This window comes from Peptoniphilus indolicus, assembly GCF_900454665.1.
Classification (GTDB): domain Bacteria; phylum Bacillota; class Clostridia; order Tissierellales; family Peptoniphilaceae; genus Peptoniphilus; species Peptoniphilus indolicus.
In genome coordinates, this window is record NZ_UGTH01000001.1 from 959400 (window position 1) to 975762 (window position 16363).

20 protein-coding genes are annotated in these 16363 nt (G+C 32.1%); 4 read left to right on the forward strand and 16 right to left on the reverse strand.

The window, feature by feature from the left end; genetic code table 11:
- Positions 1 to 20: 20 nt before the first annotated feature.
- The 8 genes from rplK to DYE58_RS04630 form a co-directional block, all read right to left on the reverse strand.
- Positions 21 to 446 (reverse strand): 50S ribosomal protein L11, encoded by a 426-nt coding sequence (gene rplK / locus DYE58_RS04595; protein WP_040552271.1) that lies wholly within the window; start codon positions 444 to 446, stop codon positions 21 to 23.
- A gap of 57 nt (positions 447 to 503) precedes the next feature.
- On the reverse strand, positions 504 to 1067 hold the full coding sequence (gene nusG, locus DYE58_RS04600) for a transcription termination/antitermination protein NusG (protein WP_040552489.1): 564 nt from the start codon (positions 1065 to 1067) through the stop codon (positions 504 to 506).
- A gap of 20 nt (positions 1068 to 1087) precedes the next feature.
- On the reverse strand, positions 1088 to 1306 hold the full coding sequence (gene secE / locus DYE58_RS04605) for a preprotein translocase subunit SecE (RefSeq protein WP_004820425.1): 219 nt from the start codon (positions 1304 to 1306) through the stop codon (positions 1088 to 1090).
- 18 nt (positions 1307 to 1324) lie between these two features.
- On the reverse strand, positions 1325 to 1474 hold the full coding sequence (gene rpmG / locus DYE58_RS04610; RefSeq protein ID WP_004820424.1) for a 50S ribosomal protein L33: 150 nt from the start codon (positions 1472 to 1474) through the stop codon (positions 1325 to 1327).
- A 172-nt stretch (positions 1475 to 1646) separates the two neighbouring features.
- Complete coding sequence (locus DYE58_RS04615; protein WP_004820422.1) at positions 1647 to 2429, reverse strand: MerR family transcriptional regulator; 783 nt, start codon at positions 2427 to 2429, stop codon at positions 1647 to 1649.
- Positions 2430 to 2697: 268 nt separating this feature from the next.
- Positions 2698 to 2919, reverse strand: a complete 222-nt coding sequence (locus tag DYE58_RS04620) for a hypothetical protein (protein ID WP_004820420.1) — start codon at positions 2917 to 2919, stop codon at positions 2698 to 2700.
- An 18-nt stretch (positions 2920 to 2937) separates the two neighbouring features.
- Positions 2938 to 5436 (reverse strand): bifunctional lysylphosphatidylglycerol flippase/synthetase MprF, encoded by a 2499-nt coding sequence (gene mprF / locus DYE58_RS04625; RefSeq protein ID WP_004820418.1) that lies wholly within the window; start codon positions 5434 to 5436, stop codon positions 2938 to 2940.
- Positions 5437 to 5548: 112 nt separating this feature from the next.
- On the reverse strand, positions 5549 to 6754 hold the full coding sequence (locus DYE58_RS04630) for an MFS transporter (protein WP_004820417.1): 1206 nt from the start codon (positions 6752 to 6754) through the stop codon (positions 5549 to 5551).
- A gap of 356 nt (positions 6755 to 7110) precedes the next feature.
- Here DYE58_RS04630 and thiM point away from each other — a divergent pair, with 356 nt between their 5' ends.
- From thiM to thiW, 3 genes are read left to right on the forward strand one after another with little or no spacing between them, the layout of a single operon-like run.
- A complete protein-coding gene (thiM, locus tag DYE58_RS04635) occupies positions 7111 to 7908 on the forward strand; it encodes a hydroxyethylthiazole kinase (RefSeq protein WP_115312066.1) in 798 nt (265 codons plus the stop codon).
- Positions 7886 to 8542 carry a thiamine phosphate synthase gene (gene thiE / locus DYE58_RS04640; protein ID WP_425452006.1) on the forward strand — a complete coding sequence of 219 codons (657 nt, stop codon included), beginning with the start codon at positions 7886 to 7888 and terminating at the stop codon, positions 8540 to 8542. The genes thiM and thiE overlap by 23 nt, the downstream gene beginning before the upstream one ends.
- Positions 8532 to 9035, forward strand: coding sequence for an energy coupling factor transporter S component ThiW (gene thiW / locus DYE58_RS04645; protein WP_004820409.1), 504 nt, complete (start codon positions 8532 to 8534; stop codon positions 9033 to 9035). The genes thiE and thiW overlap by 11 nt, the downstream gene beginning before the upstream one ends.
- A gap of 242 nt (positions 9036 to 9277) precedes the next feature.
- On the opposite strand, the gene DYE58_RS11335 is transcribed toward thiW, so the two are convergent.
- The 7 genes from DYE58_RS11335 to DYE58_RS04670 all read right to left on the reverse strand — a co-directional run bounded on the left by DYE58_RS11335 (position 9278) and on the right by DYE58_RS04670 (position 14380).
- Entirely contained in the window at positions 9278 to 9490 is a 213-nt protein-coding gene (locus tag DYE58_RS11335) for a transposase (protein WP_004820408.1), read from the reverse strand.
- A 437-nt stretch (positions 9491 to 9927) separates the two neighbouring features.
- Complete coding sequence (locus tag DYE58_RS11540; protein WP_004820407.1) at positions 9928 to 10089, reverse strand: hypothetical protein; 162 nt, start codon at positions 10087 to 10089, stop codon at positions 9928 to 9930.
- A 52-nt stretch (positions 10090 to 10141) separates the two neighbouring features.
- Positions 10142 to 10420, reverse strand: a complete 279-nt coding sequence (locus DYE58_RS11545; protein WP_004820405.1) for an IS110 family transposase — start codon at positions 10418 to 10420, stop codon at positions 10142 to 10144.
- A gap of 283 nt (positions 10421 to 10703) precedes the next feature.
- On the reverse strand, positions 10704 to 11852 hold the full coding sequence (locus DYE58_RS04655) for an iron-containing alcohol dehydrogenase (RefSeq protein WP_004820404.1): 1149 nt from the start codon (positions 11850 to 11852) through the stop codon (positions 10704 to 10706).
- Between the two features lie 378 nt (positions 11853 to 12230).
- Positions 12231 to 12419, reverse strand: coding sequence for a transposon-encoded TnpW family protein (locus DYE58_RS11675; protein WP_083827207.1), 189 nt, complete (start codon positions 12417 to 12419; stop codon positions 12231 to 12233).
- Between the two features lie 110 nt (positions 12420 to 12529).
- On the reverse strand, positions 12530 to 13294 hold the full coding sequence (locus tag DYE58_RS04665) for a class I SAM-dependent methyltransferase (RefSeq protein WP_218563702.1): 765 nt from the start codon (positions 13292 to 13294) through the stop codon (positions 12530 to 12532).
- 579 nt (positions 13295 to 13873) lie between these two features.
- Positions 13874 to 14380 carry a hypothetical protein gene (locus DYE58_RS04670; RefSeq protein ID WP_115312068.1) on the reverse strand — a complete coding sequence of 169 codons (507 nt, stop codon included), beginning with the start codon at positions 14378 to 14380 and terminating at the stop codon, positions 13874 to 13876.
- Positions 14381 to 14825: 445 nt separating this feature from the next.
- Between DYE58_RS04670 and rd the strand changes: the two genes are divergently transcribed.
- Positions 14826 to 14990 (forward strand): rubredoxin, encoded by a 165-nt coding sequence (gene rd / locus DYE58_RS04675; RefSeq protein ID WP_040552270.1) that lies wholly within the window; start codon positions 14826 to 14828, stop codon positions 14988 to 14990.
- A gap of 75 nt (positions 14991 to 15065) precedes the next feature.
- On the opposite strand, the gene murA is transcribed toward rd, so the two are convergent.
- The gene (gene murA, locus DYE58_RS04680; protein ID WP_115312069.1) at positions 15066 to 16322 is read right to left on the reverse strand and encodes a UDP-N-acetylglucosamine 1-carboxyvinyltransferase; all 1257 of its coding nucleotides are present in this window, start codon (positions 16320 to 16322) and stop codon (positions 15066 to 15068) included.
- Between the last annotated feature and the right edge of the window lie 41 nt (positions 16323 to 16363).

The window sequence follows — 16363 nt, forward strand, 5'->3', positions numbered from 1 at the left end:
TTAACGGAATACTCCTCCCACTAATCTATTACTTCTACACCCATACTTCTTGCTGTACCAGCTATCATGCTCATAGCTGCTTCAACACTTGCTGCGTTTAAGTCAGGTAATTTAGTTTCAGCTATTTCTTTAATTTGAGCCTTAGTTATCTTGCCTACTTTTTTCTTGTTAGGTTCTCCACTTCCTGAGTTTAAATTAATTGCTTTTTTAATTAAAACTGCAGCTGGTGGAGTCTTTGTTACGAATGTAAAAGATCTATCTTGATATACTGTTAAAACTACCGGAATTATAAGACCAGCTTGATCAGCAGTTTTTGCGTTAAATTCTTTTGTAAACTGCATAATATTTACACCGTGAGGTCCTAATGCAGTACCTACTGGTGGTGCCGGTGTTGCCTTCCCGGCAGGAATTTGTAATTTTACAAGTGCGATTACTTTCTTTGCCATTTTATTTCCTCCTTGTGGTAAATCGGGATTACCCTCCCACTTCATAGAATTCTTATTCTACTTCTTAATAATTTGATTGAAGCCCAATTCGACTAAAGTATCTCGACCAAACATTGATATAGAAACTTTAACTTTACCTTTTTCATAATTTAAAGAGTCTATCTTCCCCATAAAATCATTGAAAGGTCCATCAATCACTTTGACTTCTTCTCCAACTTCATAGTTCCCATATAACTCTTTGTCATCAGTTACTCCAAGAACTCGTACTTCTTCATCTAAAAGAGGGACAGGTTTAGATCCGGGACCTACAAACCCTGTTACTCCCCTAGTGTTTCTAACAAGGTACCAAGATTCATCATTCATAATCATCTTCACCAAGACATATGAAGGGAACATTTTTCTCTCTTTGACTTTTCTATGTCCATCTTTACTTTCTACATATTCTTCAAGTGGAACTTGGATGTCTAAGATATAGTCCTGCATATTTCTATTTTGGACCATTGCTTCCATATTGTCTTTTACCTTATTTTCGTGCCCTGAGTAAGTATGAATTACATACCATTTTGCCTTATCTTCTTTCTGATATGATTGTTCTTCCCCGTTAGTTTTTGGTTCGCATATTTCTTGATCCAAAATATCACCTATCCTATGATTAGGTTTAATAAGAACATAACAATCTTATCGTATATTGTAAGAAGAATAGAAAAAGCTATAACTGCTGTTATTACAATCATAGATAAGTTAACTATTTCTTTCTTTGTAGGCCAAACAACTTTTTTGAATTCTGATTTCACGCCTCTGAAATATTTTCCTAGGCTCTTGTCTTCTACTTTTTGAACAGATTCCTTGCTAGTTGCCATTTCGTCCTCCTATTAAAGTTACTTAGTCTCCTTATGAGTTGTATGCTCCTTACAGAACTTACAATACTTCTTTAGTTCTAACCTTTCAGTAGTATTCTTCTTGTTCTTATAAGTGACATAATTTCTTTGTTTACATTGTGTACACTCTAAAACCACTCTATCAGCCATAAAAACACCTCCTATAAAAAAGGGCCTCTTGAGAGCCCTTGCTGGTCAATGACCTTCGTGTTAAATTTACTCATGTATATTATCACAAAGCCGTTACTTTGTAAAGATTATTACACGATTTTTTGCTATTTTTAGATGAATATATGCTTTTTCTCACTCTCAAATTTATAGTTTAAATTTTAGCATTATTTTTCAAGTCTAAATATTTTTCATCGGCTATAAGTAAATTTTTATAATATTCATTATAACTTGGACTAATCTTTCTGAGTAGATCAACAGCCACTGTATAATAGTTGTTGTCTTGCATATATCTTTTTAATTTATCATCAATGGATTTTAAATAGCTATTTTTATACTCATCACTTGCCTTATACGCTTCATACTCTTCGATTTTACTTTGTTTATCCGACAGCCAACTTTCCACATTGTTTATAGCTTCTACTTTATTTCGATTGACTTCGTCTAACATATATACTGTTATTTCACTTGATACTTTCTCGATATACTCTATCTCTTGTTCTGATAAATCAAGTGTTGGCAAGCTATCCATAAATGAGATATATTCTTCAAAATATTTTGTATTCTCTTCATTTAAAGACTCTTCTAAAAATGGTTTATACGCACTAAAAAACACCTGACCTAAATAACCTGGAAATGCTCGCTCAAGTTTGTCATAAATAGAATCTGTTATCTCTAAAATAGCTATCTCATCTTCTATTTCTTCAATCTTAACTCCACTCGCCAATTTATTTAAGAGTTCGTTTTTCTTATTTTGCTTTCTCAGCTTCATTTCTTTTTCTATAGCTAATGAACCAATTGAATGACCACTGTCTAAACTTTTTATTTCAGAAATACTAAGTCCCAATTTTCTATAGACAGCTATCTTTTGCAGTTTCTCTACATCACTCTCTGAATAATCTCTATATCCATTTTCAATCTTACTTGGATTTATCAAACCCTTTTTCTCGTAATATTCTATAGCCTTTCTGGTAAGTTTGTTATCTTTTCAACTTCATTTCTAAGCATACTACCACCCCTTAACAAGAGAATAGCATTGTCCCCAGAGGACAGGTCAACCTCGACTTAAAACTTTAATTTTCTTCTACAAAATTAAATCCATACTTTGCAAATATGTCTGCTGATTTTAAGGCAAAATTTGAGTTAGCACCCCAACTAATATTAAAAACGCCCTCTCACCCGGGAGATCCTATTATATCCACCTCTTACATATCTTTTCTTTCAGTAAACAATATGGTTAAATTTGCATAGCTACTGGTTCTAAAGTAAAATTTTTCAAAAGTAGCCATTGTGACAGTTGAGTCGTCAAAATTTTTTACAATTTTATATAGCATTTCCTCTCCTAACTCTTTTTCTAACACTGCACAAATTTCTTCGAAGTCAGCTCTGCTGCTCTTGTTAGTCATAGATGCCAATTTTGAACTCATATTTTCTCCTAATAAACATCAATCTCTTGGCACATGACAAAGTTTAAATAAGTCGATCAACACTTTTGTTATCACCTTATTGTCCTTATACGCCAAGTACACATTCGACCAATTAGGTCTAAATTTTTCTTTATATGAACGAAGTCCTTTAAAACTATATATTTTATTTCCAAATTTATACGCCAAATTTAACAACTTTTCATATCCATCAGAATATGGTTTCTCTCCCAAATTAGAAAGTGGTGAAATACCTATATTAAAATACTCATAACCCTCTTGTTTAGCCCAAATCATTATACTTACAAATAAAATATCCATAATTCCATTTATGCTATCTCTTTTGTGGCGCATTAAATCTATGGCGATGCCACTAGTGTTTAAAACTTCAATAAGGTTTGAAAAAGCGACTATATCTCCATTTTTGTCTTTTATAACAAAAACTTTATTTCTATTCAGATACTCCTCGTCGAAGACTCCAATAGAAAAGCCCATTTCCTTTCGCCCGTTTAGCCACTCATCTGACACTTGTTTTAATCTTTGGAATGTCTCATTTGAAAGCGGCGGTTCCAAAACCTCAAATGTGCATTGTTCAGTTGCCATCTTATTTAATGTGCTTCTATTATTTCTTCCCTTCTTACCCTCTGTTGTAAGTTCACTGAGATCAACCTTTGCCTCTTCGCCCAACTTTAAAAGTCTAAATCCATTGGCAATATATGAATCTAAATATTTATTACTAACTTCATAAAAGCTCACTAGCATATCAATTGAAGTTCCCCAAGCTACAAACTCATCTATGGCATGAACAAAATACTCTGAATCTCCAATCGGATCACCGAGTGCAAATAAATTGTTTCCATAAGGTGTGTAAATTATTGCCACATTCTTTTCTTGATTAAAGAATAGATATTTATCTCCTGAATAGAAAATTTGTGAATACATGGTATTAGGATACTCCTTTTTTAAATCCTCATACAATTCCATCTGTTCTTCGGTCAATTCAAACATATTGCTATTATCTCTGCTAATATAGATTACAATTAGAGAACTGATTGTAGTAATAAATAGAAAACATAGTATCCAATACCAATTTTCCATAATAAAACTTAAAGAATACTTACCTTTTGAAGTAAAGAAATTAATTTTATGGAAGATGTTGTAAATCACTCCGTATACTACCATTCCAAAAACTGTTATAAATAGAGCATTTTTTAAATTTTCCACTTTAAATTTTATAAACTTATTTTCAAATGCCTTCTTGTTTAACACGAGAGACATTGCTATTAACAGTAGTAATGTGGACATCAATATACTATATCCCTCGATAAAGTAATATATGCTCGTTGCAGCCATAATAATGATGACTATATAGTAGCCCTTTTTTATTCCTGTGAATATAGTCTTTGAAATAACAGCTAACACCAAACCTATGTAAAGTGAAATTATAGGTACATTTCTCTCTATCAACACACCGGCAAAACTATACCTTAAAAATTCTAACCAAACTGGCAGATGAGCACTTAGCATCATCATAATCCCTGAAATTAAAGTCAACGTTCCAAGTAAATTACGAGTCATTTTTAGATATAGTGCATAGTTTTTATTTTCTGTTTTGAATTTATATTCCGTCAATCCAAATAATACTATTCCTATCAGCCAAGGCACTATATAATATCCCAATCTGAAAATTATAAGCACAGGAAAAAACACATCCGTACTTACACCATACAATCTTCCAAGCATTAAAACAGTTCCTTCAAAAGAACCAAATCCACCAGGTATCATTGATATTATTCCCGCCATTGTAGAAACGGAGTATATAAGAGCCAAGTCAACTATGGACAAATCACGTCCTAGCAGTTTGAACAGTATTGAAAAATAAAGTGATGCAAAAATCCATTCTACAGCTGATATTAGAATAAGCGGTAATTTAGTTTTAAAATCTAAAAATTCAAAGCTTACAAGTTCTCGTTTAAAAAAACGCTGCAACTTATCTATAAAGAGATATACCATTAAAAACAAAATATCTACCAAAATAAAAAGTGCTTTGTAGTTGGTTCCTATCTCTTTAAAGTTTATTATAGAAAGCAAACTCAACACAAACAGTCCCGAAGCCGAATATATTATTACCGCTATAGAAACTTTGTCAGCTTTCTTAGAATCTTGCCCCTCTTGTGCATACAGTGATTTTCTGATAGAGAATCCGGCTATCCCTGCCATTCCAACTGTATAATTAAAAGACTGACATATCCAGCCTATATTTATGATATTTTTCAAACTCAATTTCATATCCAACTTTCGAGCCATAAAAATATCATATACAATACTAAAACTAAACAAGAACACACCCAATAAAATCATTATAACTAAATTGTCTACGCCTATATTGTCTATTATATTTTTAATATCTGACCTTTGAATGTGACCAACTTCATTTTTTAACGTGATTATAGAAAAAATAAATATAGTGAGTATTAGTAAATTTTTTAAATTCTTTTTTATCTTATCATTAACAAACATCTTTCGCCCTCCACTATATATTATAGTATCTTTTTCTATGAATATTTTTAGTTTTAGGTTTATTTTTTATAACAATTTGTCTAAGAAATAATTTATTTACAGTTCACTTACTTCAATAATCTTCTCTTCTCACAAATATACATATCCCATAAGAAACTATCACCAATATTTGAGCTACTATTGAAACCACTACCAAGTAAGTTATATTTACATCGTAGAGGTATCCCAGTAACCAACTTCCCAAAAACCAAGCCACTCCAAATCCCGTTTCAAAAATCCCAAAACCCATACTCCTTGAAGATCTTGGAATTATCTTGCTGACCTCTGCTTTCATAATACTTTCTTGAGTTCCCATTCCAATTCCCCATAGAACAATACCTGTTATTATCATAGACTTGCTTTCTGTCAAAAATATAAATGCAGAGAAAAACGCACTCAAAAAAGTTGATAACATAAGAGCCTTGAGACCAACTTTGTCAAATAGCCAACCAAAAAACAGAGCTGCAATTGCATCCACTGCCATTGCCAATGCATACAGCAAACTCAAATTTGAAATATCAAACACATTTACCCTTGCAACATGAAATGTTATAATTGTGAAATCGGCAAATCCAAATGCAAATAGACAAATTGCAACCATATATAATACAAATGACTTTTGAAAGCTAAACTCCTTATGTTGCTCAACTTCCTTTTCAAATATTTCCGGATTAGGGTATTTTAATTTTGCCAATAGAACCAAACTTATAGTTATAACAGCCGGAATTCCCAAAACTATAAAACACAATCTATAAGTTGATATCAAATCATCTGTTCCCTTTATAATATTTATTAAAAATAAAATCACAGGCCCTATAAAAGCACCCAATTGATCTAAAAATTCTTGATATGCAAATCCCTTTCCAACTCCAATTTCACTTGCAGCAAAACTTACCAAAGTATTCTTAGCCGGCTTTTTAATTGCCTTTCCTATTCGTTCAAGCGCTATTAATACACAAGCTATTATCCATCCTTGTTCCGGCACAAATGCAAGAGCCGGTATAGCTAAAACTTGCAACGAATATCCAACTATAATTATCGTCCAATACTTTTTTGTCTTATCAGCAATAAATCCCGAAACTATCCTAAGAGAATAACCTAGTAGCTCTCCTATCCCAGATACAAAACCTATAGTGGTTGCAGACGCACCTGTTAAATTTAAAAATTCTCCCAATATACTTCTTGCACCTTCGTGTGTCATATCCGAAAACAAACTGACTATTCCCATTAAGAAAATAAATGCCATTGCACCTGAAACAACTTTTTTATTACCTTTCATACACAACCCTCTTTTTGATATAAGTTTAAATACATCTTACCATTTATTTGTAAAAAGTCTGTGAATCCAACTACTTTATTATAAATCTCGTAAGAAAATTAAAATTTATTACTCTTAATCACAATTTTTCAAAAAGCAGTCCTTATCTTGCTTTATCATTTTCATATTTCAATTTCTTAGTAATTGTTAATTCTTAAAATCTATGGTAGTATGGTGACATGCAGGGGGACTCTTTGAGTTGAGAAGGCTAAAACCTGACCCTTAGAACCTGTCGGTTAACACCGTGGAAGGAAGCATTACATAATTTTTGCGTGCTTACTCCCACAGGGAGTATTTTTTATTTTAAGGAGACTTTAATGGAAAAAATTTTTGAGAGGGAACTTAAAACTATAAAAGAAAAAAGACCTTTGATTGAGTGTCTTACAAACAATGTCACAATCAATGACGTTGCAAACGCCATACTTGCCATAGGCGCCTCACCTATTATGGCTCACTCAGTACTAGAACTTGAAGATATTATAAAAAATTCAGGCTCTGTCTATATAAATCTAGGTGGAATATGTGAAGAATCTTTGAAAGAAATGAGATTTGCCGCAAAAATGGCTGAAAAATATCAAAAGCCATTAGTGCTTGACGCTGTTGGCGCTGGAAGTTCTTCAATAAGAAATGAATTTACAGATGGATTTATAAAAAATAAAATTTCTATAATTCACGGTAATTATTCTGAAATAGCTTATATAGTAAATAAATCTTCAAACTCTAAAGGAGTTGATGCATCTGTTGATGAGTCAATATCCATGGTAGATGTTGCAATAAAAGCAAGTCAAATTACAAATTCAGTTATTGTTGTAACCGGAAAAATTGACTATGTAACTGACGGCAAAACTTGCTACTCAATTGACAATGGCGTTGCAGAAATGCAATTGGTAACAGGTTGTGGTTGTATGCTAACCGGACTTCTATCAGCCGGAGCAGCTGCAACAAATAACTTTTTAGAATCTGCTCTTACAATAACAACACTTATGTCCGTAGCTGGTGAACGAGCAAAGAATGGAATACGTGGACTTGGAGATTTTCACATCAATTTGATTAATGAGCTATCTACAATCAATTATAAAATTTTGAAAGAAGGTGCAAAAATTGAAAAGTGTTGATTACTCAATCTATCTTGTAACAGACAGAGACCTAATTACAGGAGATAATTTATTAAATGAAATTGAAGAATCTTTAATTGGCGGAACAAAATTAGTACAACTCAGAGAAAAAAATGCAACTACTCGTGAATTTTTAAAATTAGCTACAGAATTAAAAGAACTTTGCCATAGATATAATGCTAAATTGTTGATTAATGACCGAATAGATATAGCACTTGCTATCAACGCAGACGGAGTTCACCTCGGACAAACTGATATGCCCGCTGATATCGCAAGAAAAATCCTTGGAGAAGATAAAATTATAGGCGTCAGCACTCAAACCATTGAAATGGCAAAAGAAGCCGAATCTTTAGGTGCTGATTACATTGGAGTTGGTGCAGTCTTCCCAACTCAAACTAAAGATGTAATTTATGATATGAACCCTGAAATTTTAAGTTCAATTGCAGTTTCTGTAAGCATCCCTGTCGTTGCAATAGGCGGAATAAACAGAAATACAATAGATGATTTAAAAGACATTGATGTCGCTGGATACGCAGTAGTCACAGGAATACTTATGGCAGAAGATAAAAAATCTGAAACAGAATACTTACTAAATAAATATAGAGAAAACACGAGGTCATTTAATGCAAAATAAAAAATTAAAGAAGATGATTTTAGCAGCGCTTTTTGCCGCAATTAATATAGCCGTTTCAAGCGTGGCATTTATAACAAACTTTGTTCCATTCCAACATGCTACAAATGTAGTCGGAGCAGTTTTCTTAGGACCAACTTATAATTTGGCACAAGCTTTTATCAGCGGCACAGTTCGTATGTTCATTTTTGGTAGACCTTTTACAGCTTACACCGGCGCTGTCTTCGGTGCTGTGCTATCTGCTATTCTATATAAAAAGACAAAATCACTTTTTGCAGCCGGCATTGGAGAAGTTTTTGGAACTGGTATAATAGGTGCTTTAGTTTCATATTATCCTATGAGATATTTTTTCACTTATCCCGGTCTAAGCTTAGACAGTGAACCAATTTGGTTTTTTATGCCAATGTGGATTCCGGCAAGCATTACAGGAAGTATCTTAGGAATAATAATTGCCAAAATACTTTTAAAAGCAAACTTATTTAACAAGTTAGTATAGATTTAGTATCTATTAAGGAACAATTTTAAATAGACATAAAAACCTGCTAACAAAAGTCAAACTTAACCTGAAATTAATTTCAGGTTATTTGATTGTTTGAATAATTAAATTAGCGCATGGCAAATAAGCCGAAGTAAATAATCAGCTTTTTTTAGTGTTTTTCCAAATCTATGCTACTTTTAATTCTTTTTTCTCGGCTTTTGCCTCCATAACTCTTGCGTAGTAGATTCTTAAGAATTTGTTTAAGCCTGCAAATTTGAAAACTTTTTTGACTTTACCTTCTTTTTCTTTTTTATCATATAGTTATATATTTCGTTTTCTGAATTTTTTGCACTCATCATACATTTCATTGCTTGGTAGCCTACTTTTCTTAGTATTGCGTTTCCTCTTTTACTTATTTTCCTTTGGTCTGCTTTAAAATTTCCTGATTCATATGGTGGTGAGTCTATTCCCATAAATGATATTAGACATTTTTTATTTTTAAATTTTAATAAGTCACCAAATTCTGATACTATTTATACTGCTAATTTGTCTGATATGCCTGAGATTTTTTTTTACTTCTTGATATTCTTCTACGGGCTCGGATATTTCCATCATTTATAATAAAATGTTATTTAAAATCTGATTTATTTGCTTTATCAGGTTTATTCCTTCTCTGATATTTGTTCCTATTTTTGAGTTATGGGAAGGTTGTGTTGAGATACTATCCTCTGCTAAGCTGTAAATTGTTTTTGCTTTGTTTACATTTAGATGGTATCTCTTTTCTTTTGCCCACGCTTTATATTCTTCTACAAATTTTTCTTCTGTTTTTTCTAATACTAGGTCTTTATGCCACCATTTTTCTAAAAGGTCTAATAATTTATCTTTTGAAAAGTCTCCTGATCCATGGGGATTAGTTTTTTATTCCTGGAAATGTTTGATATATTGTTTGGTCTATGAAGTTCATTTGGTTGATTCTTAGATCCATGTAATGTTGATAGTTTCTATTTAATTCTTTTAAGACTCTGTAGTTTTCTTCATCTAATTTGTAGTCTTCTAATTCTTTCCAATACATTAGTCCATATTCTGCTATTTGTTTTGCATCTATGTTGTCATTTTTTGCTTTTCTAAAAGGCTCGGCAAAATTGTTTCATCTTTAATGGATTTATTACTGAAACAAAGTATCCTCTATCTTTTAATTCATAAAGTATCGGTAGATGATATTTTCCTGTTGCTTCCATTGTTATTTTTACTTCTTCCTTTATTTTTTCTAGCTTCTCTAGAAGTTCTTCTAGTTTTGGTTTGTTTATTGAAACATCAAATGGTTTCCAAATTATTTTGCTTCCTTGTTCTAATGCACAAACTGTAAATTTCTCTTTTGATATGTCTATACCTACAGATATCATGTTTTGCCTTCTTTCTTTTTTCTTTTGTAGTTTCTACCTGCACCATTAGACTCATTTTAACTTGTGACACGGACGTTTTGCCCAACCTGCTTAACCGAATATGAATAATGAAGAGGTAGTTGACAGTTTTTATGTCGGATGTTTTAACCCTAAAAGACGCTCGTCATACTACTTCTTCATTATACAAAAATAGTGCAAGATAGGAATTACTTCCTTTCTTACACTATTTATGGTACTAAAAAGATAGTGCCTAAAAATTTCACGCTATCTTTTTAAATTTAAATTAAAAATCTATTTTTTCTCCATAGTAAGCTGCTGTGTAGATTTTCTTGATATCTTCAGGGCTAGTCTTTCTTGGATTAGTTAGAGTACAAGCATCTGCAAATGCATTAGCTGACATTGTATCTAACACTTCAAGGAATTTATCTTCTTCAATTACTGTGTTCTTTCCATCTTTAATATTCAAAGTCAATCCAACAGCTTCGTTAAGTTTTCTAACTTCTTCAGCTATGTCATCTATTCTTAAAGTATCTTCTAACATATCATAGCTATCACTTTCTTTTCTATTGTAGTCGATGATGTATGGTAGCATTATTGCATTTGCTTCTCCATGAGTTAAGTGAAATATACCACCAATCTTGTGAGCCATACTGTGTACAATACCTAATGAACAATTTGAGAATGCCATACCGGCAAGAGTTGACGCATCATGCATTTTAGTTCTTGCTTCCATATCGTCTCCATCTTTAACGGCTCTTTCAAGATATTTAAGAACTAACTCAACCGCTTTAACTGCCAAAGGAGTAGTATAATCATCAGCTGCAGTTGAAGCAATTGCTTCAATAGCGTGAGTCATAACGTCCATACCTGTTTGAGCTGTGATAAGTGGTGGCATTTTTTGTGGTAGTCTTGGGTCTATAATAGCTATATCCGGAACAAAGTCAGGATGTACTAATGGATACTTTATTTGTTTTACCGGATCAGTTATTACAGAAAAAGCTGTGATTTCAGAAGCTGTTCCTGAAGTTGAAGGTATACATACCATACGAGCTTTTTGTCTTAGTGGTGGGTTGTCAAAAGAAACTAATTTTTCAAAATCATAGTTTGGATGTTCATAGAATACCCACATAGCTTTTGCTGCATCCATTGCAGAACCGCCACCTATGGCAATTATCCAATCAGGACCAAACTCTTCCATTTTCTTTCCGCCTAGAAGACATTCTTCCACAGTTGGGTCAGGATTTACACCGTCAATAAGTTGAGTTTCAAATCCAGCATCTTCTAGTATCTTAGTAACTTCATCCAAGAAGCCAAAACGCTTCATTGAACTTCCACCAGTTACTAAAGTTGCTCTCTTACCTTTCAAAGAAGATAAAACTTCTAATGAATTTTCCCCATGTACTATTTTATTAGGTACGCTAAAAGTAGCCATAACATTTCCCCCTTAATATAAAACGTTTTCTCTTTGTATGTTAAAAGTTTAACATATTTTGATAAAATTTAAAAGCCTTTTATAAAATATTTTTTATTTTCAAAGAGTATAACAAGTGATAATAGATTGAAACTTAACAATTTAGCAAAATAAAAAAAGAAATTTATATATGATGTATATTATTCTCATCAAAACAACACCAAGGAAAAAAACAATAAAGAAATAATAGTCTAATAAGTAAATTCTTACCCCAAAAAATTTCTATCAGACTATACTCAAGATAATGATTTAAAGATAATAAATTGAGTGAACACTCTACCAGGGAAAATCTTAGATTACTAAAAGCCTCTAACAATATTTACAGAATAGCTTAATAAGTCAAAGCTTATTGAAATTTTTGGAAAAATTTGTTAAGGACATAAACTTTTCCGTCTCTCTCTTGATTAGCTTTGATATTTTGTCTTTATATGTTTCGCTTGTACCCTGCTTGAAATGTAGGTTTACAGTATATTTTGTTTTTCCATTATCTATAATTAACTGTTTATTATGTAGTGTTTTTATTTTTATTTTTCTTCTACGTGTTCTCCTTTTCGTTTTTAGACAAAGAAAAACAGTAAACTTTTTTGGTTTACTATTTCATGAATTGCCATGTTATATTTTATGTTTAATTGTTTGATTTAGACAAACTCAATCTTATTTATAGCCATCTTCATCATATCATCACCTATCCTTGCAAGTAAACGATGAAAGAAGTGAATATTAGGGCTTTTCATATCATTGTAACCTAACATATATCCCTTTGAGGTAATTTTTATTTTATCCGACCAGTTAAGGTCTTGTATTGGACTACTTGTATAGAATAATCCGTCTACATCGCTGATACCCATACTCTTTAGTGTCTTTGACATCATTAGCTTTAAACCGAGCTTACCTACACTATCAAAAATCAAACAACCCCCTACATATCTTTTAGAAAGTTCTAAAACTAAATCTTTCACTTCATTTTTCTTAAAATAATGAAATACCCCTGCCGCAAAGAAAATAACTCCTTTTGAACCGTCTACTTCGTTCATCCATGAGTAATCTTTTAAATCACAGGCAACATTTCTTTCTCTTTCATAATTTGAAATAAGCTGGTTACGAATCTCTATAACATCATGAAAATCTACATTTACTATCTTACAACTTCCATTATCACAGGCTTTTCCCGTTTCATCCAAGCCGCAACCGAGATTTACAACAGTTGCCTTTGGATAAATCTTTAGATATTCTTTGATTTCCCACATAATATCCAACTGACGCATTGCTGCTTCAAGCGATCCGAATTCATATAAGAATGAATTGTTTTTTCTATCTAATTTGGAAAAATCATAATCCAATCCATCACACAGCTTCTTTGCAAAAATATCTGTATAAAGTTCAGGAAATTTTTCAGAACACATTTTTCTACCATATAGTGGCACAAACAATGTTTCCTGAACGGTATTCTTTTCTATCTTTACTTTTTGTATTTCAACACACCTCCTTGAGTTAATTAAAATTTTATTTCACTCAACGCTTATGATAAAATACCATATTTAAGCCAAATTTTATAAATATAACTCGTTACTTTTCATCTTTTTTAGTACATTTGAAGCTTCCTGTAACTACTCTATAAAGATTTTAACTTTTTCTGCTTAACCCACTTCTTTCGTATATCTATGATTTTAAAATATAGCTTGTCTTTTCTTTCTTAAAGGTTATTACTTCTTATTTACAATCTTATATATTTATTCTCCTAAATGTCCTACGTGATATTTTTAATCTCTTTAATAATATTTGCCATATGCTCATTTTAAAAATTATCTTATTTGCCTTTCTTTAACTTGATATAGGCTTTGTATGTGTCTTTATACTTCAAATATTTTTCTAATACTTTGTTCTGGTGATGGATAGGACTTTCTAAAAAATCAGATAGCTTTTTATCTGATTTTTTGTTGATTCTTTATCAAATTGTTAAATTAATTTATGCAACTCTAAATTTATCTTCCTAAAAAGCCAACAAACAAAGCTTGAATTGTAGCTATAATTGGTACAAGAAAAAATGGAACTAATAAAAAATGTTCTCGAATTGCCAAATGTTTCATCCAATTATTAAACTCATAATCTTTGTGTCCCTCTGTTCCCGGAATAATTATCTTTTCTTTATATTTTCCTTGAAATAAGAGACAATCCAATAACAAAAAGTCTCCTATATTTAATATACTCCACTGAATGTATCCCATCCAAAATATATTCCAAAAGCCAACAACTCCTGAATGTAAAATACTTATTGTTGAATAAATAAAACAAACTCCCACAATAATGATAGTAAATGTCATGTTTATTTTTTTCTCTTGCTTTGTCATTTGTTGCGGAGCTGTTTTCTGGATAGCCTTTGGATAAGAATCCAAAAAGAATCTTGGATTAATAAGTACCAAAGAAGCCACTGCACCGTTAAAAATAGCTGCTATAGCAATTCCGTAAAGAATTGCATCTATTAGAGCCATAAAATCATCTTCCTTTTCGTATTTAAATTTATCTTGCTTTGCAAACTTAAATTTGTTTCAGTCAATATCTATATTATTATACTATTTTTAAGCCATTTTTCCTATATCGGCTTTCTGTGGCAACTGACAGTTGTGTGAAAATTAAAGTGCACATCAACTTATCCTTTTCTGTCTTTGCCTTTTTCTCCGCCTGTTGATTCATGGAATACTGCTTTTCCTATTTTAATATGAAAACTACTTCCTTCCCCAATTTTATTATTTTCTCTGTCCCTAAAAGGTTAACTCTTTCGGAAAATTAGTTAAATTTGATATTGCAGTTTAAACAAAATATTTTTAAGGGAAAGATATTTTCTTTATATTTATAATTTTTAGTTATATTTAAAATTTTGTGGGTAATAATTAACTATAAATTTTAAATATTTAAATTATGAAAGGAGAACACCCCATGCAAAAATTTGAATGTACACTTTGTGGATATATATACGATCCAGCTTTAGGAGATCCTGACAACGGAGTTGAACCTAACACAGCATTTGAAGATGTTTCTGAAGATTGGGTTTGCCCACTTTGCGGAGCTGGAAAAGAAGACTTCGAAGTTTACGAAGACTAATTAAAAATTTTTAAGAGCGCTAGTCGCTCTTATTTTTTTACTCCAAAATAAAAAGCTATGGATTTCTCCATAACTTTAAATTTCAACCCTTTCAATATTTGCTCCAAGGTTTCTAAATTTTTCTTCTATATCCTCATATCCTCTATCTATATGGTAAATTTCGCCTATCTCAGTTTCACCTTCTGCAATAAGACCGGCAAGAATTAAAGCTGCTCCTGCTCTTAAATCTGTAGCATTTACTTTTGCACCTTTTAATTGACTTGGCCCTACAACTCTTGCCTCTCTATCCTTGGTGTTTATATCTGCTCCCATTTTCACAAGTTCATCTGCATGCATAAATCTATTTTCAAACACAGTTTCCTTAACTGTGCTCTTCCCGTTTAAAGTTGTTGTAAATGCCATAAACTGCGCTTGCATATCTGTTGGAAATCCCGGATAGGGCAATGTCTTTATATTTATAGGACGTTTAATTGAATTCCCTATTACTCTAAGGCTGTCGTCTTCTTCAATTACTTGTGCCCCCGCTTCTTCAAGCTTTGCAATAACAGGTTTTATATGAGATGCTATCACATTTTCAATTTTTATATCTCCTTCTGTCATAGCTGCCGCAACCATAAATGTTCCAGCTTCTATTCTGTCAGGTATTATTTGATGAGTACAGCCTTTTAATTCTTTTACTCCATTAATTCTTATAGTTGATGTGCCGGCTCCCACTACTTTAGCCCCCATCTTTCTCAAAAAATTAGCTAAATCTACTATTTCAGGTTCCATTGCAGCATTTTCAATTACAGTTTCTCCTTCAGCTAACACAGCTGCTGTCATTATGTTTTCTGTAGCCCCAACAGATGGAAAATCTAAATATATTGTACCACCTATTAGTTTTTCACAACTTGCTGTAATATCACCAACATTATTTTCAATTTTTGCTCCAAGAGCTTCAAAACCTTTTAAATGTAAGTCTATAGGCCTTGCACCTATATTGCAACCCCCTGGAAGAGAATTAACAGTTTTTCCCATTCTGCCAAGAAGCGGTCCCATAACTAAAAAAGATGCTCTCATCTTTCCCATTAACTCATAATTGGTCACGTATGAACTCAAATTATTAGAATTTATTATTATTTTGTTTTTTTCTACTCTCTTTACAGTACTCCCCAAACTTTCAAGCACCTGACACATTATATCTACATCTTTAAGACCCGGTACGTCTTCAAGAACTACATCTTCTGTTCCAAGTAAAGAAGCAGCTAAAATCGGTAGTGCTGCGTTTTTAGCTCCACTTATGCGAACTGTCCCTCTTAATGGCTCAGATTTTTTTACAATTATTTTTTCCAAGTTATATTCCTCCGAACTATTGTTATAAGTATTATAACACG

Excerpts from the sequence above, each read along its gene's own strand:
- rplK (WP_040552271.1), bottom strand. The coding sequence starts at position 446 with ATGGCAAAGAAAGTAATCGCACTTGTAAAATTACAAATTCCTGCCGGG.
- secE (WP_004820425.1), bottom strand. The coding sequence starts at position 1,306 with ATGGCAACTAGCAAGGAATCTGTTCAAAAAGTAGAAGACAAGAGCCTA.
- rpmG (WP_004820424.1), bottom strand. The coding sequence starts at position 1,474 with ATGGCTGATAGAGTGGTTTTAGAGTGTACACAATGTAAACAAAGAAAT.
- DYE58_RS04620 (WP_004820420.1), bottom strand. The coding sequence starts at position 2,919 with ATGAGTTCAAAATTGGCATCTATGACTAACAAGAGCAGCAGAGCTGAC.
- mprF (WP_004820418.1), bottom strand. The coding sequence starts at position 5,436 with ATGTTTGTTAATGATAAGATAAAAAAGAATTTAAAAAATTTACTAATA.
- DYE58_RS04630 (WP_004820417.1), bottom strand. The coding sequence starts at position 6,754 with ATGAAAGGTAATAAAAAAGTTGTTTCAGGTGCAATGGCATTTATTTTC.
- thiM (WP_115312066.1), top strand. The coding sequence starts at position 7,111 with ATGGAAAAAATTTTTGAGAGGGAACTTAAAACTATAAAAGAAAAAAGA.
- thiW (WP_004820409.1), top strand. The coding sequence starts at position 8,532 with ATGCAAAATAAAAAATTAAAGAAGATGATTTTAGCAGCGCTTTTTGCC.
- DYE58_RS11335 (WP_004820408.1), bottom strand. The coding sequence starts at position 9,490 with ATGGGAATAGACTCACCACCATATGAATCAGGAAATTTTAAAGCAGAC.
- DYE58_RS11540 (WP_004820407.1), bottom strand. The coding sequence starts at position 10,089 with ATGTATTGGAAAGAATTAGAAGACTACAAATTAGATGAAGAAAACTAC.
- DYE58_RS11545 (WP_004820405.1), bottom strand. The coding sequence starts at position 10,420 with ATGATATCTGTAGGTATAGACATATCAAAAGAGAAATTTACAGTTTGT.
- DYE58_RS04655 (WP_004820404.1), bottom strand. The coding sequence starts at position 11,852 with ATGGCTACTTTTAGCGTACCTAATAAAATAGTACATGGGGAAAATTCA.
- DYE58_RS04665 (WP_218563702.1), bottom strand. The coding sequence starts at position 13,294 with ATGTGTTCTGAAAAATTTCCTGAACTTTATACAGATATTTTTGCAAAG.
- DYE58_RS04670 (WP_115312068.1), bottom strand. The coding sequence starts at position 14,380 with ATGGCTCTAATAGATGCAATTCTTTACGGAATTGCTATAGCAGCTATT.
- rd (WP_040552270.1), top strand. The coding sequence starts at position 14,826 with ATGCAAAAATTTGAATGTACACTTTGTGGATATATATACGATCCAGCT.